Raw genomic sequence first — 22,349 nt, forward strand, 5'->3', positions numbered from 1 at the left:
CAGCGCTGACTACGGGGCTTCCAGCCCAAGACCGCAGCCCAGCGGCCCGCGCCGCCGATGCCGTGTGTTCGACCGGCTGGCGAGGCTGGTATCGACCTGCTCGTACAACACGATCCCGCCGCCCCCGGCCTCCTTGGCCGCATACATCGCACGATCCGCCTGCAGCAGCAGACCTTCCGCGTCGGCACTGTCATGCGGGTACAGAGCTGCTCCCATGCTCAAGCCCACCTGCACGGCCTCGTGGTTGACCTCGATGGGCTCGGCAAAGCGTTCGATCAGCTTCAGACCGACCCCGAGCAAGGCATCCGGGGCATCCATGTTTTCCAGCAGAATCACGAACTCGTCTCCCCCCATGCGGGCGACCACATCGCACTCGCGCACCCCCTCGCGCAGACGCCCGGCCACCGTCACCAGCACCACATCGCCCGCGTCATGGCCAAGCCGGTCATTGATTGGCTTGAACCCGTCCAGATCGCAGACCACCAGGGCCAGCCCCGTGTTGTTGCGCTGGGCACGGCGCAGCGCATGGCACAGGTGCTCGTTAAAGAGACTGCGATTGGCCAGCCCGGTCAGCGAGTCATGATGGGCCTGATGCCACAGGCGCTCCTCCGAGGCCTTTTCCAGGGTGACATCCCGCACCATCCCCAGGACCTGCAGGGGGCGGCCGGTGTCGTCACGGGCGATCTCGCCTTCCACGCGCACATGGCGCACCCCGCCATCCGGCCGCACGACCCGGTGATCGACACGATAGACCGCTTCGCTGGCAAGGGCCTGGTTGATGGTCCGGCGCACGCGGGTGCGGTCATCCGGGTGCACGGCGTGGATGTAGGACTCGAAACCCGCCTCGTCCAACCCGGGGTCCAGCCCGAACAGCTCGAACACATGAGCGGACCAGTTCAGCTGCCCATTGCGTATGTCCCAGTCCCAGAACCCTGCGCCCGCACTGCGCTGCGCCTCCTCCAGGCGCGCCGTGGTCTCCTCGAGCTCCGCCGTTCGACGCGCCACGGCGGCCTCGAGACCCCCCTGGGTCTCGCGCAGGCGCGCCTCCACTCGTTCGCGCTCGCGCAACTCGTCCTGTAGTGCCTGGTGATTGCGCTGCAGGCGGTGGCGTACGCGAGCCCCCAGCAGCATGATCAGCAACGCCGCCAGACCGGTGGCCCACAGCATCCATTCCTGGCTTTGTTCATGGCGTTGCGCCATGACCTCGATCGCACGCGTATTGTCCCGGTGGAAAGCCTCCAGTATGCGCTCCATCTGACCCAGGACTTCTTCCTGCACCGGCATCAAGTCGGCATACAGCATGCCCAGGGCCTCGTTACGGTCCCCGACCAGGGCGAGATCGACGATGTCTTCCAGAAGCGGGGCGCCGATGGAAGTCAGCTCGCGCAATTCCTGCATGCGCTGGCGCTCCGCGGTCTCGGTGGTCTGGGCCTCCGCCGCCGCCAGTGTCTCCACGAACTGGGGCGCGAGGTCGCGAAACTCCCGGTGATAGCGCTCCTGCAGGGCGGTGTCCTCCGCGCTCACCACCAGCGATGCGCGCAGCACACGCTCGCGCACCAGGCTGCGCATGCGGTGGACATGATCAACCCTCTGGATGTGTTCTTCGGTGAGGGTCTGGATATCCTGCTGCAGGTGTTGCACCCGCAGCCAACTGAACACCGCGATCGCCGCGACCAGCAGAATCACCAGCGCAAACACGCTGGTGATTCCCGGGACACGCGGGCGATCGACGGACACGATCAGCCCACCGACCTTCCGGCTGCCAGTGCCTTCGCCCGCGTGATCGTCGGATCGTCACCGACCGTCCGGCAGGTCTGAGTCCAGTCCTTGACGCGCATGCTGTCTCCCTGTGTGATCGTGAGTCCGCACGACCACACGCGAGAGTGCCCCGGGATGGCGCCAAACTCAAGAGGGGACGGGACACCCATCGATAACCCCGAGACCCGGGCGGCGCTGTCCCGGGCCTACACTGCCACGCACTATTGCATCGAGGCCCCCGGGCAGACGTTGCTCCTGCGCATCGGTCAGCGCGATCCGCGTCTCGAGGCCGCCGTGCAGGCACAGGGGGTGAAGCAGGCCAGCTTGCTGACCGCATGGAACCCGCGCAGCGACCCCCTGCCGGAACCGGAGAACCGCGCACGCCAGGCCCGTCTCGAGCGCGAGCTGGCGCAGGCCGGCTGGCGCTGCTGGCCCACGGTCCACCGGGACCCGGCCGGCCGCTGGCCCGACGAACCCGGCTGCTGTGTGCTGGGGATGGGCGCCGCCGAGCTGGATACCTGGATGGTCGGGTTCGACCAGAACGCGGCTGTGGTAATCGAACCTCCCGGCACGTCGCGTCTGGTCTGGCACCCGGCCCTGCGATCGGCCGGCTGAGCCCCGGCCGCTCCCGACTGCCCGACCGGCAATGACCCTACTGCGGCATCAGCGGACCACCGGAGGCCACGATGATGGTGACCAGCCCGATCAGGGTGTTGATACCCACCAGCCGGCGGATCTGGCCCAGACGGCGCAGGCCTTCCGCGGTATCACTGGCCGCGATCGCCTGGCGCATACGGCGGTACGGGGCGAATACCACATGGGCGAAGATCGCCATCATGATGAGGCCCAGCGCCAGCATCGTGTGCACACTGGGATGCACGCTGTCCATGCCGCCAAACACCAGGAAGATCATGTGGAAGCCGGTGATCAGCAGCGCCACGACGGCCGCCCACACCCAGGGGAAGAAGCGCTGGAACACCTCTTCCCACAGGCGCAGCCGCGCCATGTCGTCGAGCTGCCGTGCCGCCGTCGGCCGCAGGAACATCCAGGCGAAGAACATCCCGCCAACCCAGATCACGACCGCCAGCACGTGCACCACGGTGGCCAGTGCATACCCTTCCATATTCCGCTCCTTGTCCGTTTCGGATGATTCCGTGGCGCAGTGTAGCCGGGCACAGCGGACTCTGCCGACCCCTGTCTCGCCAGTCACCATCCGGCGCTGCCCTCGCGGACTCTTGCAGCGGCGACGTCCCAAGACGACGATCGACCAATGATCGCCGCGATCCTGAGCGCTACGCTGGAACTCGCCCTGACGGCCGCCCCGTGGCTGCTGCTGGGCCTGGCCGCGGCCGGACTGGTCAAGGCCTTCCTGCCAGAGGCGGTGCTGCAGCGCTGGCTGGGCGGCACGGGTCTGGCACCGACCGCCCGCGCCGCCATTGCCGGGGCACCCTTGCCGCTTTGCTCCTGCGGGGCGATCCCGACCGCCCTGGCACTGCACCGGGGCGGCGCCGGACGGGGCCCGACCACGGCGTTCCTGATCGGTACCCCGGGCGTGGGCGTCGACTCGGTGGCGATCAGCTATGCCCTGCTCGGCCCCCTGATGACCGTCGCCCGGGTCGCCGGCGCCGTGGTGACGGCCATCGCCACGGGCCTGCTGGTCGGGCGCACGCGCGCTCCCGCGGCGCATGCGGACAATACGCGGACGTCACAAGACTGCTGCACCGCGGCTTCCTGCGATGGAGGGGGCTCACCATCCGCCACGGCGCCGGGCCCATGGACGCGCCTGCTGGAGGGCCAGCGCTACGCATTCGGCGACGTGCTGGATGACATCCGTCTCTGGCTGGTGATCGGACTGTTCGTTGCCGGGGCGCTGCTGGCCCTGGTGCCACCGGCCGCACTGGCGGAATATGGCAGCGGGCTGCCGGCAATGCTGCTGCTCGCCGTGATCGGCATCCCGATGTACCTGTGTGCGACCGCGGCCACCCCCATCGCGGTCGCCCTGCTGGCGGCTGGAGTTTCTCCTGGCGCCGTGCTGGTGTTCCTGCTGGCCGCCCCGATCACCAGCCTGGCGACCCTGGGGGTGTTCCGGCGGGAACTGGGCAACGCGGCCCTGAGTCTTTATCTATTGGGGATCGGCGCCAGCACCGTGGCGCTCGGGCTGGCACTGGATGCCGGACTGGGCATGAGCGGGTTGAGCCCCGCGATCACCCCGGGCAAGGCCACCGAATGGATACCGCCCACCGTCGAATGGGTGGCGCTGGCCGTGCTGGTGGTGCTCGCCCTGCATCCGCTACGCTGGCGCCTGCCTGCCCATGCCTAAGGAGCCGTGATGTCCAACCGTTCAATCGGGCTCGATGACCGCCTTCAGGCCTATGTACTGGATCGCTCGCTGCGCGAGTCCAGCCTGCTTGCGGAGCTGCGCGCCGAGACCGCGGGGCTGCCGGAGCACAACATGCAGATCGCCCCCGAACAGGGACAGTTCATGGCCCTGCTGGCGCGCCTGGTCGGGGCCCGGCGCTACCTGGAAGTCGGCACCTTTACCGGCTACAGCGCGCTGGCGGTGGGGCAAGCCCTCCCCGACGACGGCGAGGTGGTCTGCCTGGATCACAGCGAGACCTGGACCGCGATCGCCAGGCGCTACTGGGACCGGGCCGGTCTGGCCGCGCGCATGGACCTGCGCCTGGGCGATGCGCGCGCCAGCCTGCGCCAGCTGGAGGCTGAAGGACAGAGCGATCGCTTCGATCTTGCGTTCATCGACGCCGACAAGACCGGTTACCCGGAGTACTTCGAGGCCTGCCTGCGCCTGGTCCGCCCGGGCGGACTGATCATGGTGGACAACACCCTCTGGCATGGCCAGGTGGCGGACCGGCACTGCGATGACGAGGACACCCGGGCCATCCGCGACTTCAACCAGGCGCTGCATCGTGACGAGCGCATCGACCTCTCGCTGGTGCCGATCGGCGACGGCCTGTCCCTGGCGCGTCGCCGCTGATCGTCAGGCCGCGCGCGAATCAGGCGATCAGCGACAAAGCCCGTCGCCAGACAACCCCCGGCGACAGATCACGCGCCGCTCCACCCCGGTCACCGCCCAGCCATCGTCGCGTTCACGAAGTGTCAGCCGGTATTCATGGTCGCGCACGGCGTCATCGCGCAGGTTCTTGACGAAGACCTCGGCCCGCTCGCGGCGCTGATGGTGGATCTCCAGACTGGAGTAGTCCGTACCCAGGCCCTCGCGCCAGCCGCTGGCCTCCACCCAGTCCATCACCGCGCCCCCCGGCGTGGCGGCCGGTTCGAGCTCCGGGATCTCGAGCGTCTTGCGCTCGGTCGGCTGCGGCTGGAACACGTCCGTCGCTCGCTTTTGCTCAGAGGGGAATGGCGCACAACCCGCCAGCAGCCCGCCCAGCAGAAGCGCCCCGATTAGTCGTCTGTCTATCATGGCTGGCACCCCATCACGTGTCTCGCGTCGCAAATCCATCATCCACTGCAACAAATTCCACCGCACGAACGTCTTATCATCACATGACCACAAGCCCATTCCCACGGGGGATACGATGATGGACCACATCCGCACGACAGGACTCGCCCTGGTGGCCGCGGCCGCGCTGGCACTCAGTGCGCCGCTCGTGCTGGCCGAGGAGCAGGCCGCCGAGGACGAAACCGCAACCGAAATGGAAGAGCTGCGCGACGACTGGGCGCAGACCCGCGAAGAAATCCAGGCCGATGCCGAACGCGACGACGAAGCAACCCGCTCGCGCACCCGCGAAACCCTGGATGCAATGGACCAGCAGCTCACCACCCTGCGCGAACGCACGCGCGAGGGCTGGGATGACCTGAGCGATGCCACCCGCGAGCGCCGAGAACGGGCCTACGACGGACTGGTACGCGAACGCGACAACCTGGCCGAATGGTCCGCCGAGACCCGCGAACGTTCCTCCGGTGCCTGGCAGGGTGTGCGTGAAGGCGCCCGCGATGCCTGGGGTGGCGTTCGCGATGGCTCGCGCAAGGCCTGGGGCTCCGTTCGTGATGCCGTCCGCGGGGATCGCCCGCCGGCCGAGCAAGGCGAACCGGGCACGCAGGAAAATCCCGCGGACCCGGACGACCCGGCCATGCAGACGGATTGAACCAACGGACGGACTGAAATGGTACTCGTCACAATGAGGGTTGAATGAAGCCAAGCCGACACGGACGCCGGCCCGTCATGTTCCTTCCGGCCCTGGCCGCGCTGCTCGCCGGCGCGGTCCTGGTCGGTTGCGACGGTCTGCCAGGCCTGGACGCGACCCCGGAACACCACCAGCGCGACTGGGACAACGAGACCCTGCAATACGGCGAACGGCTGTACATGCAGAACTGCGCGGTATGCCACGGCGAGAATCGCGAGGGCGCGGAGAACTGGCGCCAGCGCGACGCGGAAGGCTACATGCCGCCCCCGCCCCTGGATGGCAGCGCCCACACCTGGCACCACCCCTACTGGCAGCTCAAGGACATGATCCGCTACGGCGCCGAAGCGCGCGGCGGGGCCATGCCCAGTTTCGAGGACACCCTGTCCTACGACGACGTAGAAGCGATCATCGCCTTCATACAGGCGCAGTGGCCCGACGAGATCTTCGAGGCATGGATCCGCTACGACCAGAACCACCCGACCCAGGAGGCCTGGGAGGAAGAGATGGGCGAGCCCTGGGTCACTCACGTATCCGATCCGCGCAACCCTTCGACCGGGCACGAACATCACTAAACAGTGCTCAACCGGGACCTCACGCAAGCCACACCGCCCCCAGGAATTACGCTCACTCGGGAATAGCCGCTAGCGCCACGGCGTCTGCCGAGATAGCAAGCCTCAAACGGGTTATGATCCGCCGCGTTCACACCCAGGGTATGGAAGACCGGGGAAGCCCATGCATGACGCAGCCAGTGGTCGCCGCGAACACGGAAACCACCAATGAATCGCCGCCGTAGCGACGTCCTCCCGGACGAGGAGCGCGCGCGCCTCGAGGGCCTGATTCGCGAGGAACGCGAGGCCCGACGACATGCAGAATCCCTGGCCGACACCCGCCTGCAGGACCTCTACGCGAAGCAGCAGCAGATCGAACTGCTCAACACGATTGCCTTCGCAGCCAATCAGTCCGACTCCATCGCCGAAGTTCTGCGCACGGCCCTGAATGCCATCGGGGAGTTTCTCGACTGGCCGGTCGGCCATGCCTACCTTGCGCGCAAGAGTTCAGATGGCGAACTGGAGCTGGGCCCGACGGGCATCTGGCACCTGCGGACACTCGACCCGGTCGAGGCCTTTCGTGAATGCACGGAAGACACGATCTTCCGTTCCGGCCAGGGCCTGCCCGGCCGCGTTCTCGAACAGCGTGCCCCGGTGTGGATCGAGCACCTGGATCAGGACCCCCATTTCCCCCGGCGCGCGGCGGCGGCCTTGAGCGGCCTGCGCTCGGGCTTCGCCTTCCCGGTCATGGTCGGGCACGAGGTCGCCTGCGTACTGGAATTCTTCGCCGCCGAGACCACGCCCGAGCAGCCGGAGGTACTGGCCCTGCTGGCACAGGCCGGTGTGCAACTGGGGCGCGTGGTCGAGCGCAACCGCCACGCCGAACGGCTGATCCACCACGCCTCCCATGATCCGCTGACGGGCCTGCCGAACCGGCGGCTCTTTCACGACCGTCTGGAGCACGCGATCGCGCGCTATGCGCGCGAGCCGGAGTCACTGTTCGCCGTGCTGTTCGTCGATCTCGACCGCTTCAAGCTCGTCAACGACAGCCTCGGCCACACGGCCGGGGACGAGCTGCTGGCCCAGGTCGGCCAGCGTCTGCTGACGACGCTACGCCAGAACGACACGGTTTCTCGTCCCGGCGTTGACCACAATGCGCGACCGGACGACACCCTCGCCCGACTGGGCGGTGACGAATTCACGATCCTGCTGGAGGGCCTGCACGAACCGGTGGATGCGCTGCGCGTCGCCGAGCGCCTGCAGGCCGTCCTGCACGAGCCCTTCGCGGTCGCCGGCCAGACGGTGTATGTCACGGTCAGTATCGGCATCGCCACGCGCCCCTATGGCCAGGCCTGCCCAGTCGCCAGTGCCGATCAGGACGGCCCGAGCTGTGCCGAGGATCTGATGCGCGAGGCGGATATGGCGATGTATCGCGCCAAATCGCTCGGCAAGGCCCGCTGCGAGTTCTGCGACCCGGGCATGCAGACGCAGGCGCTCGAGAGCCTGCGTCTGGAGACCAGCCTGCGCGAGTCGGTGGAGCGCAATGCCTTTGTCGTGCATTACCAGCCGATCATGTCCCTGGCGGACAATCGCATTACCGGGTTCGAGGCCCTGGTGCGCTGGGAACGGGAAGGCGAACTCCTGCCCCCGGATCGCTTCATCCCGATCGCGGAGGATGCCGGGCTGGTCCACCTGATCGACATGCAGGTGCTGTATACCGCGTGCTGCCAGCTACAAGCCTGGAATGCACAACGCAGCGGCCCGCCGCTGACGATCAGCACCAACCTCTCCGCGCGGCAGCTCACCCGCCCCGAGCTGGTGGACGAGGTCGCCACGATCCTGTGCGGTACCGACACCCCGCCGGAACAACTGCGCCTGGAGATCACCGAGACCGCAACGCTGGGCAACCTCGAAGAACTGATCGCCACCCTCAAGGGACTGAAGGCCCTCGGCGTCAGTCTGGCGATGGATGACTTCGGCACGGGCTACTCGTCGCTCAGTTATCTTCACCGCCTGCCGCTGGATATCCTGAAGATCGATCGCGCCTTCGTGGCCGGGCTGGACCGCGACGAATACAGCCAGCGCCTGGTGCAGACCGTGATCAACATGGCGCGCAACCTCGGCCTGGAGGCGGTCGCCGAAGGCGTCGAGAGCAATACCCACGCGGCCACCTTGCGCGCACTGGGGTGCACCCGAGCCCAGGGGTACTACTACTCCCGCCCCGTACCCGCCGACCGGGCCGGCGAGCTCCTGGTTGCCGATCAGCTCCCGCTGGTCACCACCTGAGCCCAGCGGCCGTCCTGGAGACTACACCGCCGTCGGGGCAATTCCTCGACGGCGGGCCAGCACCTGGCGCACCACCAGTTTCTCCAGCTCCACGATCACGAACACCGCAAGGCCGAAGGCCAGGATGCGCAGCCAGTCGCCCAGGCCGATCGTGGTCGTGCCGAACAGGGTGTGCATCACCGGGGCATAGGTGAAGGCCAGTTGAAGCAGGATCAGGACCCCAATCGCGATCCACATGCTGTGCGAGCGAAACAGCTCGAATCCCGGCAGCACCGGCTGGTGGATCAGGCGCAGATTCAGGAGATAAAAGGCCTGCCCGGCCACCAGGGTATTGATCGCAATGGTACGCGCCAGCTCCTCGTTTACGCCGACCACCGCCTCCATGTAGACGAAATGCCCGAAGGTCCCCAGCCACAGCAGGACCGCGACAAACGGGATGCGCCACAACAGGAACCCGGACAGGAGCGGCTGATCCGGGTCACGCGGCGGACGCTGCATCACCCCCGGCTCGGCACGTTCGAAGGCCAGCGCCATCGCCAGGGTCACCGAGGTCACCATGTTCACCCACAGTACCTGCACCGGTGTCAGCGGCAGGGCCAGGCCCATCAGGATCGCCATCATGATAGTCAGCGACTGCCCGGCGTTGGTCGGCAGCATGTGCAGGATGGCCTTGCGGATGTTGTCGTAGACCGTGCGCCCCTCCTCGACCGCGTGGGCGATCGAGGCGAAGTTGTCGTCCGCGAGCACCATCTCCGACGCCTCCTTGGCGGCCTCCGTGCCCTTGCCGCCCATCGCGACGCCGACATCCGCGCGCTTGAGTGCCGGGGCGTCGTTCACCCCGTCCCCGGTCATGGCGACGATCCGGCCGCGGCCCTGCAGGGCCCGCACCAGACGCAGCTTGTGCTCGGGCGAGGTGCGTGCGAACACATCGGTGGCCTCGGCCATCTGCGCCAGGCGCTCGTCGTCTACATCATCCAGCTCGTGTCCCGCGTGCGCCTCGGCATCGCGCCCCAGTCCCAGTTGCTCGCCGATGGCCCGCGCGGTCGCCAGGTGGTCCCCGGTGATCATCTTCACGCGAATACCGGCCTCCCGGCACTCGGCCACGGCCTGAATTGCCTCGTCCCGCGGCGGGTCGATAATCCCCACCAGGGCGAGCAGGGCGAACCCGCCCTGCTCGACATGATCGAAATTCAGTTCGCGCTGATCGGGCCCCACCTCGCGGCTCGCAATGGCCAGCAGGCGCTGGCCGCGAGCCGCGATGGCTTCCAGCGACTGGTGCCAGGCTTCGCGGTCAAGGTCATCGGTATCCTCACCCGCACGCACCCGGTCGCACAGCTCCAGCACCCGCTCCGGGGCCCCCTTCAGAAAGATCTGCGCATGCCCATCGTGATCATGGTGCAGGGTCGCCATGTAGCGATGATCGGACTCGAACGGGATCACATCGGCACGCGGAAGCCGCTCCGCCTCCAGGTGCGGGTCGAGCCCCGCCTTGCGCGCGGCCACCACCAGCGCCCCCTCGGTCGGGTCGCCCTCCATCACCCACTCGCCCTCGCGTTCGAACACCTGGGCGTCGTTGCACAAAAGGCCCGCGCGCAGCACCTCCAGCAGCGCCGGCTGCTCGTCGGCCTCCACTTCCTGCTGGCCCACGGAGAAATGCCCGTGCGGGGCATAGCCCACGCCGGAGACGCCGTACTCTTCGCCCGCCGTGCACACGGTCTGCACCGTCATCTCGTTGCGGGTCAGCGTGCCGGTCTTGTCGGAGCAGATCGTGGAGACCGAGCCCAGCGTCTCCACCGCCGGCAGGCGACGGATGATGGCATTGCGCCGCGCCATCTTCTGCACGCCGATCGCCAGGGCGATGGTCATGATCGCCGGCAGACCCTCGGGGATGGAGGAGACCGCCAGACTGGCCGCTGCCAGGAACATCTCGTCCAGCGGGTAACTGCGCACCCAGTAGCCAAAGGCGAACGTCGCAGCGGAGATAACCACGACGACGCCGGCCAGCCAGCGGCCGAACTGCTCCATCTGGCGTACCAGCGGCGTCTGCAGGCTTTCGACCTCGCCCAGCATCGAAGATATGCGACCGATCTCGGTGTGCTCGCCGGTGGCCACCACCACGCCGTGCCCGCGCCCGAAGGCGACCAGCGTGCCGGAAAAGGCCATGCCGGTGCGGTCCCCCAGGTCCGCCTCGCGGTCCACGGCTTCGGGGGATTTTTCCACCGCGACCGACTCCCCGGTCAGCACCGCCTCCTCGACCCGCAGGTTCTTGACCTCGAGCAGGCGCAGGTCCGCCGGCACACGGTCGCCCGCCTGCAGATAGACGATATCGCCCGGGACCAGCTCCTCGGCCGGAATCTCGCGCCGGTGCCCATCGCGCAGGGCCAGCGCGTGCGGCGAGAGCATCTTGCGGATCGCATCCAGCGCCTTTTCCGCCTTGCCCTCCTGGACAAAGCCGATCAGCGTGTTGATCAGGACCACGGCCAGGATCACGCCGGTGTCGACCCAGTGACCGAGCAGGCCCGTACCGGCCGCCGCGGCCAGCAGAATGTAAATCAGGATGTTGTGGAAATGGCGAAAGAAACGCCGGATCAGGCCCGCCTGCTCCGGCGGGCGCAGCTGGTTCCTGCCGTACTGGTCCAGGCGTTCCCGGGCCGCGTCAGTGGACAGCCCCTCGCGGCGACTGTTGCGCTCGCTCAGGGCGGCATCGGGATCAAGGGCATGCCAGGCGATGGTCTCGTCCCTGGGGGACTGCGCGTTTTGCGATTCGTCCATTCGGTATCGGTGCCGAGAGATGAACCCCCATCCTCGAACAAGACCCCGCGACCGGCAAGCCTCGGCGGGCAGGGCGCGGGGCCTGATTCAGCCCCGCCGTTCAGCCGGTGGCCGGCTAGAAATGCACGCCCAGCTTGGCCATCACCCGCAGATTGTCGACGTCCTCGCGACCGCGGCCGCTACGGAAGCGATCACTCTCCGTGAACTGATAGCGGGCCTCGACGCCAAGAAACATATTGTTGTCCATGGTGTACTTCAGGCTGCCGCCGAACTGAGCCGCCCACAGGCCGTTGGTGTCATCACCCAATTCCGCACGCACATAGCCCAGGCCGGGACCGAAACCCAGCTCAAGGTTCGGTGCGGTCTCGAACATCCAGTGGGTATTCAGCTCGGTGCTGGTCATGCGCAGCGGGCTCTCGGAGTATCGGGAAACGCTCAGCTGGTGGCGCAGGACACCGGTGCGCGGCTGGAGCAGCTGGCAATTTGCACCCAGCTCGATGCCATAGCCCCAGTCCGTCGAGGCCCCCGACGCGTCCGGCGAGACCGAGCCGAGCATGACGGCGATACTGGGTTCCATGCCCACGCGTTCCTGCGCCTGGACCGTCGTTCCGGCCAGCGCAAGAGAACCAGCGGCCAACATAGCAAGGGACGTACGTAGCTTGAGCATGGGACACCTCCAGTGAGTCATTGACGGGGACCTGAAGCTCCGCTGGCGCGTCGTGCCGCCACCGCCAGCAGGAACTTCAGCACCTGCTGATATTAGTTGATCCCCGAGCCCATAGAAACCGGGGCGGGCCACCAGGGAACGGAATTTTTTCGCCGCCCGATGCATCGAAGGGTGCGGAGCGTGTCTTTGAATCAGGCAGAAGTTGCCCACCACGGGAACATCTGGATATTCCCTCGCTCTAATCCAGCGATCCGTCCGGCATGCTTCAACCATGCCTCGGGTCAAATTAAGCGCTAAAAAATTCATATGATCTACGGAGGTCACTCCATGTCCGATCAACCGAACGCGAACCGCCGAGCCTTTCTCCGCCGCGCCTCCATGGCTGTGGCAGCCGTCCCGCTCGCAAGTCTGACCACCTTCGGCGTTGCCTATGCCAAGCCGAAGGCCGAAGACGGTCACGCCCATGACTACGTGAACGATGCGTCCGACGCATCCGGCCACGACGCCTACGAAGACGGTGCCGTGTGCGACAACTGCGCCTTCTGGGCGGGCGAAGAGGACAACGGCTGGGGTGGCTGCCACCACCAGGCCTTCCAGGACGTCCTGGTCAACGCCGACGGCTGGTGCGATGCCCATGTCCGTGGCGGCTGATCACCACACCGCCTGACGGCACCTGCGAACACCGCCTCCGGGCGGTGTTCACGTTTATAGCCTCCGCAATTGAACGGTACGACTTGCGGACTGGGTCACAAACCGGTCACGCTTACGCCGCAGCGCCTCAAATTTTTGGCCTTCTGGACGTTATCGGACGATGAACCGCCCGTTTAAGGAGCTCCGCGTGCCCCACTCCCGTTCGAGCGCCTGCCCCGGCCCCGAGCAACATCGTTCTCCAATCAGAGCCCCCCTCTAGCCAGTGGGCCTGGACACCACGCCACTGACGCTGCTGTACGCGCTCAACGGGCTCGCGTTCTTCACCCTCGGCATCGTGGCGCTGATGCTGCCGCGCCGCGAACGGTTTGTACCTTTCGCCGCTCATGTCGGGTGGCTGGTGCCGTTCGGTCTGCTGCACGGGACCTATGGTTTCCTCAACGCGATCGGCCTGCATCAAGAACTGGGCATAGTGTCCGATCGCTGGTTCATGGCCACCTGGCTCGCGATCTCCTATCTGCCCCTGCTGGAGTTCGGTCGGCGCGCGCTGCTCGATATCCGCCCCGGCCTGCACCTGCCAGCCTGGGGGATATACGGGGGTCTCGCTATCGGCCTGAGCACAATGCTCCTGGTCGTCGTTGAGCCGGCAACGGGCCTCGCCAATGGCGCCCGCTACCTGATCGGATTCCCCGGCGCGCTCCTCACAGGGCTCGCGTTCCTGCTGCACGTTCGCCCCCCGGAGGCGCAGCCGGAGATGCAGCGGCATATCCCGGCGCTGGGGATCGCAGCCTTCGCGTTCCTGGCCTATGCCGCGTTTCTGCCTTTCCCGGCACAGGTTGATTTCGGCCTCCCCCCATGGCTGCCCACGCAGGGCGATTTCCTGGCCGCAACCGGGGTCCCGATCCAGTCACTGCGCACCGGTGCCGCGATGCTCTTCACCCTGGCGCTGATCAGCCTCGCACGCAGTCTCGGCGCGCAGCACAGCGACGACCTGCTACGGGTGCTGGACACGGTCAATGGCTTTGTCTACCGCTGCCGCAACAACCCGCAGTGGGACGTGATCTTCGTCGACGGTGGGGTGCATGAGCTGACCGGCTACGAGGCCCGCGACTTCTATCGTGGCGACATCACCTTCGCCGCCTGGGTCCACCCGGACGATACCGACTATACCTGGGAGGGCGTGCAGGAAGGGCTCAAGCGAGACGGCAGTTATCAGATCCAGTATCGAGCGGTAAACCGGGACGGATCTTTGCGCTGGGTCTTCGAACGCGGGACCGGCGTGTACGACGCACACGGGCGGCTCATCTATCTTCAGGGTCATGTGATCGACGCCCACGAGCTGGTCACCACCTCCCACGAACTCGAACGCCGCAGCGAGGAGCTCGAGGCCTTTCGCAGCACGCTGGACCTGACGCTGGATGGCGTCTTCCTGTTCGACGTGGACAGCCTGCAGTTCATCTATGTCAACCAGGGCGCAATGGACCAGACCGGGCGTACTCGCGACGAGCTCTTGCAACTGCACCCTTACGACATCAAACCGGAGTTCCCCGAGACCCGTTTCCGCAGCATGCTGGAACCCCTGCGGCGAGGGGAGCGCGACCAGTTGCTGTTCGAGACCACGCACCAGCACATCGCCGGCCATCTGATCCCCGTACACATCTCCCTGCAGCTGGTCGCCCCCCGGGGTGAACGCCCGCGCTATGTCGCCATCGTGCACGACATCAGCCAGCGCAGGCGCAATGAAGAAGCACTTCTGGAGGCACTGGAAAGCCTGGAGACCTCGCGCGACGAGCAGGCCCGGCTGCTGGAACTTACGCGGCGCGAGCAGGGACGCATGGCCTCGCTGCTGTCGGCCATGAGCATCGGCATCCTGTTCGAGGATCGCGAGGGGTACATCGAGTACGTGAACCCGGCATTTCGCCGCATGTGGGCGATCGCCGACGAAATCGACCTGGTCGGCCAGCCCTCGCGTGCAATGCTGGAACATTCCACCCATCGCTTTGCCCGGCCTGATCACGCCTCGCGCCACGTGCTGCACGTCCTCGACACCCACGAGATCAGCGAACGCTTCGAGGTGGATCTCTACGATGGCCGGATTCTCACGCAGCTGTCCTATCCGGTACACGATGCCGACGAGCGCTCCATTGGCCGGCTGTGGCTGTACGAGGATGTCACCCACGAGCGTCAGACCGCTCAGCAACTGGTCTATCTGGCCGAGCACGACCCGCTCACGGGCCTGTACAACCGCCACCGCTTCCAGCGCCAGCTGGAGCATGCGATCCACAACGCCCGCCGTCGCGAGACCCAGCTCGCACTGATCTACTTCGACCTCGACGAGTTCAAGACCATCAACGACACCTTCGGCCACCGCGCCGGGGACACGGTCCTGGTGCGCGCGGCGGGCGAGATCGCAAGCCTCGTACGCGAGGAGGAGATCTTTGCCCGCCTTGGCGGCGACGAGTTCGCGATCCTCGTCGACCAGGCATCCGAACGGGAACCTGAAGGGCTGGCCGAACGCGTGGCCCGCGCGATCTCCGCGATTCCGTTCCGCTTCCGCGGCCAAAACTACCGCCTGACCGCGAGCATCGGGATCGCCCGCTACCCCGAGCACGGAGACAACGTCGAAGACCTGGTGGCGCATGCCGATGCCGCGATGTACCAGGCCAAGGACTCGGGCAAAAACACCTGGGCGGTATTCGACGCCAGCCGCAACACCGCCGAACGCATGCTCGAGCGAATGAGCTGGAGCCAGCGCATTGGCAACGCGCTGGAGGGCGGGCAGTTCGAGCTGCATTTCCAGGGGATCTACCAGTTGGACAGCGGGGCGCTCAATCACATGGAGGCCCTGGTCCGCATGCGCGACCCGCTGACGTCCGACGAGGTCGTGATGCCAGGGCAGTTCATCCCTGTGGCCGAGAAGACCGGGCAGATCCTCGATATCGACCGCTGGGTGATCCGCGAGAGCATCGCGCACCTGGCCGGCCACCCTGAACTCCCGGGGATCGCGATCAACATCTCCGGTCGCAGCTTCGACGAACCCGGGCTGCCGCAATACATCACCAACGAGCTGAGCCAGCAGGGTGTCAATCCCCGGCGGCTGATCATCGAACTGACCGAAACGGCAGCCGTCTCCGAGATGCAGGACGCCCAGCGCTTCATCGAAGCGTTGCAGCAGGCCGGCTGCCTCGTCTGCCTGGACGATTTTGGCTCCGGCTTCTCCACCTTTGCCTACCTCAAGTACCTGGGCGTACAGGTGCTCAAAATCGACGGCATGTTCGTGCGGGATCTGCCGAACAACCGCGACAACCAGGCATTCATCCGCGCGATGGTCGACGTCGCTCGCGGACTGGAAAAATGGACCGTGGCCGAGTGCGTCGAAGACGGCGACACCCTTGCGATGCTGGCCGACCTGGGGGTCGACATGGTCCAGGGCTACCATCTGAATCGCCCCTCGCCGGACTTCCCGCCGGACCGGGCCCCGTAGGTGTGCAGCCCGCGGCACCCCGCATCCTGCTACTGTCCGCCTACCGTGCGGACAGCCATGCCGCCTGGGCCGACTGGCTGACCCGGCAATTCCCCGAGTTCGACTGGGATCGCCGGGAATTACCGGGGCGCCACTTCCGCTGGCGCATACGGGGCAACCCGCTCTCCTGGCTCCGCAGCCTCGGCGACGCCCAACCCGACGCCATGGTTGCGACCTCCATGGTCGATCTCGCCACACTGCGCGGCCTGCACCCGGCACTCGCGCAATCACCTGCGCTGTACTACTTCCACGAAAACCAGTTCGCCTACCCGACCAGCCCCGGCCAGAACCCCTCGGTGGATCCGCAGATGGTCCAGCTCTACGGCGCCCTGGCGGCCGACCGCATCGCGTTCAACTCGCGCTACAACCGCGATACGTTTCTCGATGGCGTCGACCGCCTGCTTGCACGTATGCCAGACAAGGTACCCCCGGGTCTGCGCACGACGCTCGACGAGCGCAGCGAGATCCTGCCCGTTCCGATCCAGGCCATCACCACCACCGACCACGCAGAATGCGACCCGAACCTGATTTTGTGGAATCACCGCTGGGAGTACGACAAGGCCCCGGACGACTTCGCGGAAGCCTTGCTGCAACTGGCCCGTGAGGGAATCGATTTCCGACTGGCCCTGCTAGGCCCTCGGCCCGCCAGGATTCCGGACGCCCTCACACGACTCCGCACGCATCTGGCTGACCACATCATCGTGGACGCCAAGTGCTCGCGCGAGGAATACGAATACTGGCTGTGCCGGGCGGGGATCGTGGTCAGCACTGCCCGCCACGAGTTCCAGGGTCTTTCGCTGCTGGAGGCCACCCGCGCGGGCGTACTGCCACTGGTGCCGGATGCCCTGGTATACCCCGAGCAATACCCGGCCACCTGCCGTTACCCCGCCGGTGATACCCAAGCACTGGCCACGCGTCTCGGCGCATGGCTGACCGGCGCGCGACCGCCCGTCCCCGACGTCGGCCAGTGGCACAGCAAGGGGGTGGAACCGCAATGGCGGCGTCAGATCGAAGAACTGCTGGAGACCCGGCGAGGCGCCGCCTGAGGGAAACGCTGAACGGGGCCGCTCAGGGAAGGAAGTCGCCGCGATCGAGGAAGTGCAGGGTCTCGCGGGCCACCGTGGCATCGAACAGCATCCCCGTATGCGAGATCGGCAGTGTCAGGTGGCGCGTGACATCCTGGCCGCGTGTCTCGTCGACGGCGACGAAGCCATCATGCGGGGGCGGCATCTGCGCGAACAGCGGTGCCGGACCCAGTGGGCGGCTGCCGGCGATCATCCCGATTTCGCGTCCGCGCAAGACAGGGCTGCCCCCCAGCAGACCGCGGTCCAGCGCGGCCCCCAACCACCAGCGGCCGAGCCGGTTGCGCGCCAGACGCGCGGCCACCCGGCTGCCCGCCAGCGGCGAGCCCAGCATCACGATCCGACCGGGGCGCTGGACCGGGGCAACGGTAAACAGATGGCGGACGATGATGCCGCCGAGGCTATGGGCCACAAGGTGCACCAGGTCGCCGGGCACTGCCTCAATGAAGGCGGCCAGGGCGCGCGCCGCCTGTTCCGGGGTCTGGCGGCGCGAGGCATAGTGGAAGCGATGGACCTCCAGCCCGGCCGCACGCAGCCGGCGTTCCAGCAGCGCCAGCTCCAGGCCCGGCATATGCCAGCCATGGACCGTAACCACGCTGGCGCGCATGCCGGCCATGGTAAACGACCGGCCCGTTGCCTACCCGGCCTGTTGTGTGGCGCTGGCGCGCAGACGGATGCCCAGCTCGCGCAGCTGCTTCTCGCCGACCGGCGCCGGGGCATCGGTCAGCAGGCAGGCGGCCGTCTGGGTCTTGGGGAAGGCCATTACGTCGCGAATGGAGTGGGCGCCGCTCATCAGCATCACCAAGCGGTCCAGGCCAAAGGCCAGGCCGCCGTGCGGCGGGGCACCGAACTCCAGCGCATCCAGCAGGAAGCCGAACTTCTCGCGCGCCTCGTCCTCGCCGATGCCCAGGGCCTCAAACGCGGCCTGCTGCATCTCGGGGTTGTGGATACGGATGGAGCCACCGCCCACCTCGGTGCCGTTGAGCACCATGTCGTAGGCACGGGACAGGGCCTCGCGCGGGTTATTGCGCAGCGCGTCCGGGCTGTCCACCGCCGGGGCGGTGAACGGGTGATGCAGGGCGTACAGGCGCTTGTCCTCGTCGTCGTACTCGAACATCGGGAAGTCGACCACCCACAGCGGCTGCCAGCCCGCCTCGACCAGCTCGAGGTCGTGGCCGAGCTTCACACGCAGCGCGCCGATCGCCTCGTTGACCACCGAGGCCTTGTCCGCACCGAAGAAGATCAGGTCGCCGGCGGCGGCCGCGGTCTTCTCCAGGATCTGGCGGGTCACATCCTCCGGCAGGAATTTCAGGATCGGCGACTGCAGCCCGCCCGCGAGGTCCGCCGGGTCGTTGACCTTGATGTAGGCCAGGCCCTTCGCGCCGTAGCGACCGACGTACTCGGTGTAGACGTCAATCTCCTTGCGCGTCAGTTTCGCCCCGCCCGGCACGCGCAGCGCGGCCACGCGGCCCTCGGGGTCGTTCGCCGGGCCGTTGAACACCTTGAACTCCACCGCCTGCATCACCTCGGTCAGCTCGGTGAACTCCAGCGGGATGCGCAGATCGGGCTTGTCCGACCCGAAGCGGGCCATCGCCTCGGCGTAGGCCATGCGCGGGAACGGATCGGGCAACTCGACACCCTGCACCTCGCGGAACAGGTGGCGGATCAGGCCCTCGGTCACGTCCATCACGTCGGCCTCGTCGACAAAGGCCATCTCCATATCCAGCTGGGTGAACTCCGGCTGGCGATCGGCGCGCAGGTCCTCGTCGCGGAAGCAGCGGGTGATCTGGTAGTAGCGGTCCATGCCGGACATCATCAGCAGCTGCTTGAACAGCTGCGGCGACTGCGGCAGGGCAAAGAAGCTGCCCGGATGCGTACGGCTGGGCACCAGGTAGTCGCGTGCGCCCTCCGGCGTGGCCTTGGTCAGCATCGGGGTTTCGAGGTCGAGGAAGTCGCGCTCCTCGAGGAAGCGGCGCATGGCCGCGGAGACCTTCGCACGCAGGCGCAGGCGCTCCTGCATAACCGGGCGGCGCAGGTCCACGTAGCGATAGCGCAGGCGGGTGTCCTCGCCGACGTCCTCGTCGTCCAGCGGGAACGGCGGGGTCTTCGCGGCGTTCAGGACCTCGAGCTCCAGACCCAGGATCTCCACCGCGCCGGTGGACAGGTCGGGGTTCTCGGTGCCCTCGGGGCGGCGGCGCACGCGGCCGGTCATGCGGATCACGAACTCGCTACGCAGCTGCTCGGCGCGGGCGAAGACGTCCTCGCGGTCGGGGTCGAACACCACCTGCACCCGCCCCGTGTGGTCGCGCAGGTCGACGAATATCACGCCCCCGTGGTCACGCCGGCGATTCACCCAGCCGCAAAGGGTCACCTCCGAGTCGAGTTCGTTCTCGGTGACACGTCCACACAGATGAGTTCGCATTACGCTGTTCCAGCCGAAGGGCACGCCCGAAAGGGCCTGCACGGTTAGTCGGGAAAACGGGGCAAACGTCGCGCCTGCGCCCGCGAAAAGGCCGGAAATCTTACGATTTGCCCTGCTCTCGCGCAACCGGAGCCGGGGCCTCGGACGGGCTCGACAGCGGCGTGACCACGCCCATGGACATCACGAACTTGAGCCCGTCCTCCACCGTCATGTCGAGCTCGACCGCCTCGTCGCGCGGAACCAGCAGCACAAAGCCGGAGGTCGGGTTGGGGGTGGTGGGGACGAACACGGTAATCACCTCGCGCTCGGTACGCTCCTGCACCTCGCCGTAACCAACGCCGGTCATGAAACCGACCGACCACAGCCCGCGACGCGGGTACTCGATCATCACGACCTTGCGAAAGGCCTGGCCACCATCGGTCAGCACCGTCTCGGTGACCTTCTTCACCGCCCCGTAGATCGAGCTGACCAGCGGGATGCGGTGCACGATGGATTCGCCCACCGAGACCAGCTTGCGCCCGACAATATTGGCCACGATCACGCCGGTGACGAACACAACCACGATCGCGACCACGATCCCGGCACCGGGGATCGAAAAGCCAAGCAAGGCCTCCGGCCGCCAGGCCGGCGGCAGGAGGAGAATGGTGAAGTCCAGCAGATCGACCAGCAGCTTGATAACGAAGCCGGTGACGATCAGCGGCAGCCAGACCAGCAGCCCTGCAATCAGGTAGCGGCGCAGGGAGACCAGCATCGATCAGGTTCCGGTCGCTGCCGCTTTCGAGGTCGCCGTGGAATCGCCCTTGCCGGAACCGCTGCCAGCACCACCGCCATCCTTCAGATTGCGCTTGCCGTCTTTCTTGAAGTCAGTCTCGTACCAGCCGCCCCCCGCCAGGCGAAAGCCGGCAGCGGAGACCTGCTTGGTCAGGGCCTCGGCGCCACATTCGGGACAGGTGGTGGCCGGCGGATCGGAGATCTTCTGCAGGATCTCGGAAATCTCGCCACAGTCCTTGCACTGATACTCGTAAATGGGCATGCGTGTATTCCTCAGGCTTCGCGTCCGCGACAACGGCCGCAACAAAACGGTTCGAGGCGTATTATGCGGGCGTTTCCCGGGAATAAAAGGCTTTCCCCGGTGGCAATCCGTGTTTGCGCCGCGAGGCCGCAGCGCCGATCATTCGCCCCATACCCGAACGTACTGCCCGCAAGGACCCGTCATGGCCGAAAAGATCGTGATCATGCTGCTGAACCTGGACCTGGACCGCCCCGGCACGCTGGGGGCCCCGTTCTTCCAGGCGACCGTCGCCGCCGCGATGGATCTGGAAGTCGAGATGTACTTCGCCGCCGGCACCACGCGCCTGTTGCGCCAGGGCGTGGCGGACAAGATCTACCCCGGCGAGGCGAAGGAGAAATCGGTCTACAGCTTCATGCAGGATGCCCACGAGGCCGGCTGCCGCTTCTACGCCTGCGCCGGCGCAATGGACGAAAACGGCCTGACCCTGGACAACGCGATCCCCGAACTGGACGGCATGCGCGGCGGGGGCGCCTTTATCGGCGAGGTGGTCGAGGACGATGTGGCCACCCTGACCTACTGAGCCGCGACCGGTGAGCGAGTCCTGGCCCCGTGCCGTCCTGATTACCGGCTGCTCCAGCGGGATCGGACTGCACGCCGCCCGTGCGCTGCGCGAGCGCGGCTACCGCGTGTTCCCGACCGCCCGTCGCGGCGAGGATGTTGCGCGCCTGAAGAAGGAGGGCTTCGAGGCCCTGCAGCTGGATCTGGACGACTCCGCCAGCATCCACAGCGCGGTCACCGAGATCCTGCACCGCACCGACGGGCATCTCTACGGCCTGTTCAACAACGGCGCCTATGGCCAGCCCGGCGCGGTGGAGGACCTCTCGCGCGCCACCCTGCGCGCCCAGCTCGAGACCAACGTACTCGGCTGGCTGGAGCTGACCAATGCGGTACTGCCCGCGATGCGCCGTGCCGGGGAGGGACGAATCATCCAGAACTCCTCGGTGCTGGGCTTTGCCGCCCTGCGCCTGCGCGGGGCCTATGTGACGTCCAAGTTCGCGATCGAGGGCATGAGCGACACCCTGCGCCAGGAGCTGCACGGCACGGGCATCCATGTGAGCCTGGTCGAGCCCGGCCCGATCCGCAGTGCCTTCCGCGCCAACGCCCTGAAGGCCTTCCGCCGCCACATCCACCGCGAGCACAGCCCCTGGGCCGAGACCTACCGCGCGGCCGAGGCGCGCATGGCCAATTCCGAGTCCGATGCCCCGTTCACCCTCGGCCCGGAGGCCGTCACCCGCTGCGTGATGCATGCCCTGGAGGCCCGCCGCCCGCGGGTGCGCTACCGCATCACCTTCCCGACCAAGTTGTTCGCCTTCCTGAAGTGGCTGCTGCCGGCGCGCGCGATGGACGCCGTGCTGCGCGGGGTATCGCGCGGGGAGAACCGCTGATGCGCGCGCGGCCAGGGGCGGGCGCC

Annotated in this window: 20 protein-coding genes; 11 read left to right on the top strand and 9 right to left on the bottom strand. The window is 67.0% G+C overall.

Annotation, left to right across the window (positions count from 1 at the left end):
- Positions 1–9: 9 nt before the first annotated feature.
- Positions 10–1,737 carry a diguanylate cyclase domain-containing protein gene (locus F791_RS0102955; RefSeq protein ID WP_019592149.1) on the bottom strand — a complete coding sequence of 576 codons (1,728 nt, stop codon included), beginning with the start codon at positions 1,735–1,737 and terminating at the stop codon, positions 10–12.
- A gap of 270 nt (positions 1,738–2,007) precedes the next feature.
- Between F791_RS0102955 and F791_RS0102960 the strand changes: the two genes are divergently transcribed.
- Positions 2,008–2,373, top strand: a complete 366-nt coding sequence (locus F791_RS0102960) for a DUF3293 domain-containing protein (protein WP_018993749.1) — start codon at positions 2,008–2,010, stop codon at positions 2,371–2,373.
- A 37-nt stretch (positions 2,374–2,410) separates the two neighbouring features.
- Here the strand turns inward: F791_RS0102960 and F791_RS0102965 are convergent, their stop codons facing one another.
- Positions 2,411–2,881, bottom strand: a complete 471-nt coding sequence (locus tag F791_RS0102965) for a CopD family protein (RefSeq protein ID WP_018138561.1) — start codon at positions 2,879–2,881, stop codon at positions 2,411–2,413.
- Positions 2,882–3,028: 147 nt separating this feature from the next.
- On the opposite strand from F791_RS0102965, the gene F791_RS0102970 reads away from it, so the two are divergent.
- Positions 3,029–4,078 carry an SO_0444 family Cu/Zn efflux transporter gene (locus tag F791_RS0102970; RefSeq protein WP_018138562.1) on the top strand — a complete coding sequence of 350 codons (1,050 nt, stop codon included), beginning with the start codon at positions 3,029–3,031 and terminating at the stop codon, positions 4,076–4,078.
- Positions 4,079–4,087: 9 nt separating this feature from the next.
- Complete coding sequence (locus tag F791_RS0102975) at positions 4,088–4,750, top strand: O-methyltransferase (RefSeq protein ID WP_018174620.1); 663 nt, start codon at positions 4,088–4,090, stop codon at positions 4,748–4,750.
- 27 nt (positions 4,751–4,777) lie between these two features.
- Here the strand turns inward: F791_RS0102975 and F791_RS13160 are convergent, their stop codons facing one another.
- Positions 4,778–5,194: a hypothetical protein gene (locus tag F791_RS13160; protein ID WP_038038635.1), complete on the bottom strand. Its 417-nt coding sequence runs from the start codon at positions 5,192–5,194 to the stop codon at positions 4,778–4,780.
- Between the two features lie 115 nt (positions 5,195–5,309).
- On the opposite strand from F791_RS13160, the gene F791_RS0102985 reads away from it, so the two are divergent.
- The 3 genes from F791_RS0102985 to F791_RS0102995 all read left to right on the top strand — a co-directional run bounded on the left by F791_RS0102985 (position 5,310) and on the right by F791_RS0102995 (position 8,752).
- Entirely contained in the window at positions 5,310–5,879 is a 570-nt protein-coding gene (locus F791_RS0102985) for a hypothetical protein (RefSeq protein WP_018993752.1), read from the top strand.
- A 77-nt stretch (positions 5,880–5,956) separates the two neighbouring features.
- Positions 5,957–6,490, top strand: coding sequence for a cytochrome c (locus tag F791_RS0102990; RefSeq protein ID WP_019592150.1), 534 nt, complete (start codon positions 5,957–5,959; stop codon positions 6,488–6,490).
- Positions 6,491–6,694: 204 nt separating this feature from the next.
- Complete coding sequence (locus F791_RS0102995; RefSeq protein ID WP_019592151.1) at positions 6,695–8,752, top strand: bifunctional diguanylate cyclase/phosphodiesterase; 2,058 nt, start codon at positions 6,695–6,697, stop codon at positions 8,750–8,752.
- 21 nt (positions 8,753–8,773) lie between these two features.
- On the opposite strand, the gene F791_RS0103000 is transcribed toward F791_RS0102995, so the two are convergent.
- Both F791_RS0103000 and F791_RS0103005 read right to left on the bottom strand, forming a co-directional pair.
- A complete protein-coding gene (locus F791_RS0103000) occupies positions 8,774–11,524 on the bottom strand; it encodes a cation-transporting P-type ATPase (RefSeq protein ID WP_019592152.1) in 2,751 nt (916 codons plus the stop codon).
- 115 nt (positions 11,525–11,639) lie between these two features.
- Complete coding sequence (locus F791_RS0103005) at positions 11,640–12,191, bottom strand: outer membrane beta-barrel protein (RefSeq protein WP_038038639.1); 552 nt, start codon at positions 12,189–12,191, stop codon at positions 11,640–11,642.
- 327 nt (positions 12,192–12,518) lie between these two features.
- Between F791_RS0103005 and F791_RS0103010 the strand changes: the two genes are divergently transcribed.
- The 3 genes from F791_RS0103010 (at position 12,519) to F791_RS0103020 (ending at position 17,408) form a co-directional block, all read left to right on the top strand.
- Positions 12,519–12,842, top strand: a complete 324-nt coding sequence (locus tag F791_RS0103010) for a high-potential iron-sulfur protein (RefSeq protein WP_018138570.1) — start codon at positions 12,519–12,521, stop codon at positions 12,840–12,842.
- 262 nt (positions 12,843–13,104) lie between these two features.
- Positions 13,105–16,323, top strand: a complete 3,219-nt coding sequence (locus F791_RS0103015) for an EAL domain-containing protein (RefSeq protein WP_019592153.1) — start codon at positions 13,105–13,107, stop codon at positions 16,321–16,323.
- Positions 16,324–16,325: 2 nt separating this feature from the next.
- The gene (locus F791_RS0103020; RefSeq protein ID WP_019592154.1) at positions 16,326–17,408 is read left to right on the top strand and encodes a DUF3524 domain-containing protein; all 1,083 of its coding nucleotides are present in this window, start codon (positions 16,326–16,328) and stop codon (positions 17,406–17,408) included.
- Between the two features lie 22 nt (positions 17,409–17,430).
- Here F791_RS0103020 and F791_RS0103025 read toward each other — a convergent pair whose 3' ends face one another.
- From F791_RS0103025 to F791_RS0103040, 4 genes are all read right to left on the bottom strand, one after another.
- Complete coding sequence (locus F791_RS0103025; RefSeq protein WP_019592155.1) at positions 17,431–18,060, bottom strand: triacylglycerol lipase; 630 nt, start codon at positions 18,058–18,060, stop codon at positions 17,431–17,433.
- Between the two features lie 21 nt (positions 18,061–18,081).
- Complete coding sequence (gene aspS, locus F791_RS0103030) at positions 18,082–19,866, bottom strand: aspartate--tRNA ligase (protein WP_018174613.1); 1,785 nt, start codon at positions 19,864–19,866, stop codon at positions 18,082–18,084.
- Positions 19,867–19,966: 100 nt separating this feature from the next.
- Positions 19,967–20,617 (bottom strand): DUF502 domain-containing protein, encoded by a 651-nt coding sequence (locus tag F791_RS0103035; protein WP_018138575.1) that lies wholly within the window; start codon positions 20,615–20,617, stop codon positions 19,967–19,969.
- Between the two features lie 3 nt (positions 20,618–20,620).
- Positions 20,621–20,899, bottom strand: coding sequence for an FmdB family zinc ribbon protein (locus F791_RS0103040; RefSeq protein WP_018138576.1), 279 nt, complete (start codon positions 20,897–20,899; stop codon positions 20,621–20,623).
- Positions 20,900–21,080: 181 nt separating this feature from the next.
- On the opposite strand from F791_RS0103040, the gene F791_RS0103045 reads away from it, so the two are divergent.
- Positions 21,081–21,458, top strand: a complete 378-nt coding sequence (locus F791_RS0103045) for a DsrE family protein (RefSeq protein WP_018138577.1) — start codon at positions 21,081–21,083, stop codon at positions 21,456–21,458.
- Positions 21,459–21,468: 10 nt separating this feature from the next.
- The gene (locus F791_RS0103050) at positions 21,469–22,323 is read left to right on the top strand and encodes an SDR family oxidoreductase (protein ID WP_019592156.1); all 855 of its coding nucleotides are present in this window, start codon (positions 21,469–21,471) and stop codon (positions 22,321–22,323) included.
- Positions 22,324–22,349 lie beyond the last annotated feature (26 nt).

Origin of the sequence: Thioalkalivibrio sp. ALRh (assembly GCF_000381425.1) — a bacterium.
GTDB lineage: Bacteria > Pseudomonadota > Gammaproteobacteria > Ectothiorhodospirales > Ectothiorhodospiraceae > Thioalkalivibrio.

Bases quoted from the DNA above. Each gene is read 5' to 3' on its own strand.
- F791_RS0103000 (WP_019592152.1), bottom strand. From the start codon at position 11,524: ATGGACGAATCGCAAAACGCGCAGTCCCCCAGGGACGAGACCATCGCC.
- F791_RS0102970 (WP_018138562.1), top strand. From the start codon at position 3,029: ATGATCGCCGCGATCCTGAGCGCTACGCTGGAACTCGCCCTGACGGCC.
- F791_RS0103035 (WP_018138575.1), bottom strand. From the start codon at position 20,617: ATGCTGGTCTCCCTGCGCCGCTACCTGATTGCAGGGCTGCTGGTCTGG.
- F791_RS0102965 (WP_018138561.1), bottom strand. From the start codon at position 2,881: ATGGAAGGGTATGCACTGGCCACCGTGGTGCACGTGCTGGCGGTCGTG.
- F791_RS13160 (WP_038038635.1), bottom strand. From the start codon at position 5,194: ATGATAGACAGACGACTAATCGGGGCGCTTCTGCTGGGCGGGCTGCTG.
- aspS (WP_018174613.1), bottom strand. From the start codon at position 19,866: ATGCGAACTCATCTGTGTGGACGTGTCACCGAGAACGAACTCGACTCG.
- F791_RS0103025 (WP_019592155.1), bottom strand. From the start codon at position 18,060: ATGGCCGGCATGCGCGCCAGCGTGGTTACGGTCCATGGCTGGCATATG.
- F791_RS0102985 (WP_018993752.1), top strand. From the start codon at position 5,310: ATGATGGACCACATCCGCACGACAGGACTCGCCCTGGTGGCCGCGGCC.
- F791_RS0102975 (WP_018174620.1), top strand. From the start codon at position 4,088: ATGTCCAACCGTTCAATCGGGCTCGATGACCGCCTTCAGGCCTATGTA.
- F791_RS0102990 (WP_019592150.1), top strand. From the start codon at position 5,957: ATGTTCCTTCCGGCCCTGGCCGCGCTGCTCGCCGGCGCGGTCCTGGTC.
- F791_RS0103005 (WP_038038639.1), bottom strand. From the start codon at position 12,191: ATGCTCAAGCTACGTACGTCCCTTGCTATGTTGGCCGCTGGTTCTCTT.
- F791_RS0103010 (WP_018138570.1), top strand. From the start codon at position 12,519: ATGTCCGATCAACCGAACGCGAACCGCCGAGCCTTTCTCCGCCGCGCC.
- F791_RS0102995 (WP_019592151.1), top strand. From the start codon at position 6,695: ATGAATCGCCGCCGTAGCGACGTCCTCCCGGACGAGGAGCGCGCGCGC.
- F791_RS0103045 (WP_018138577.1), top strand. From the start codon at position 21,081: ATGGCCGAAAAGATCGTGATCATGCTGCTGAACCTGGACCTGGACCGC.
- F791_RS0103040 (WP_018138576.1), bottom strand. From the start codon at position 20,899: ATGCCCATTTACGAGTATCAGTGCAAGGACTGTGGCGAGATTTCCGAG.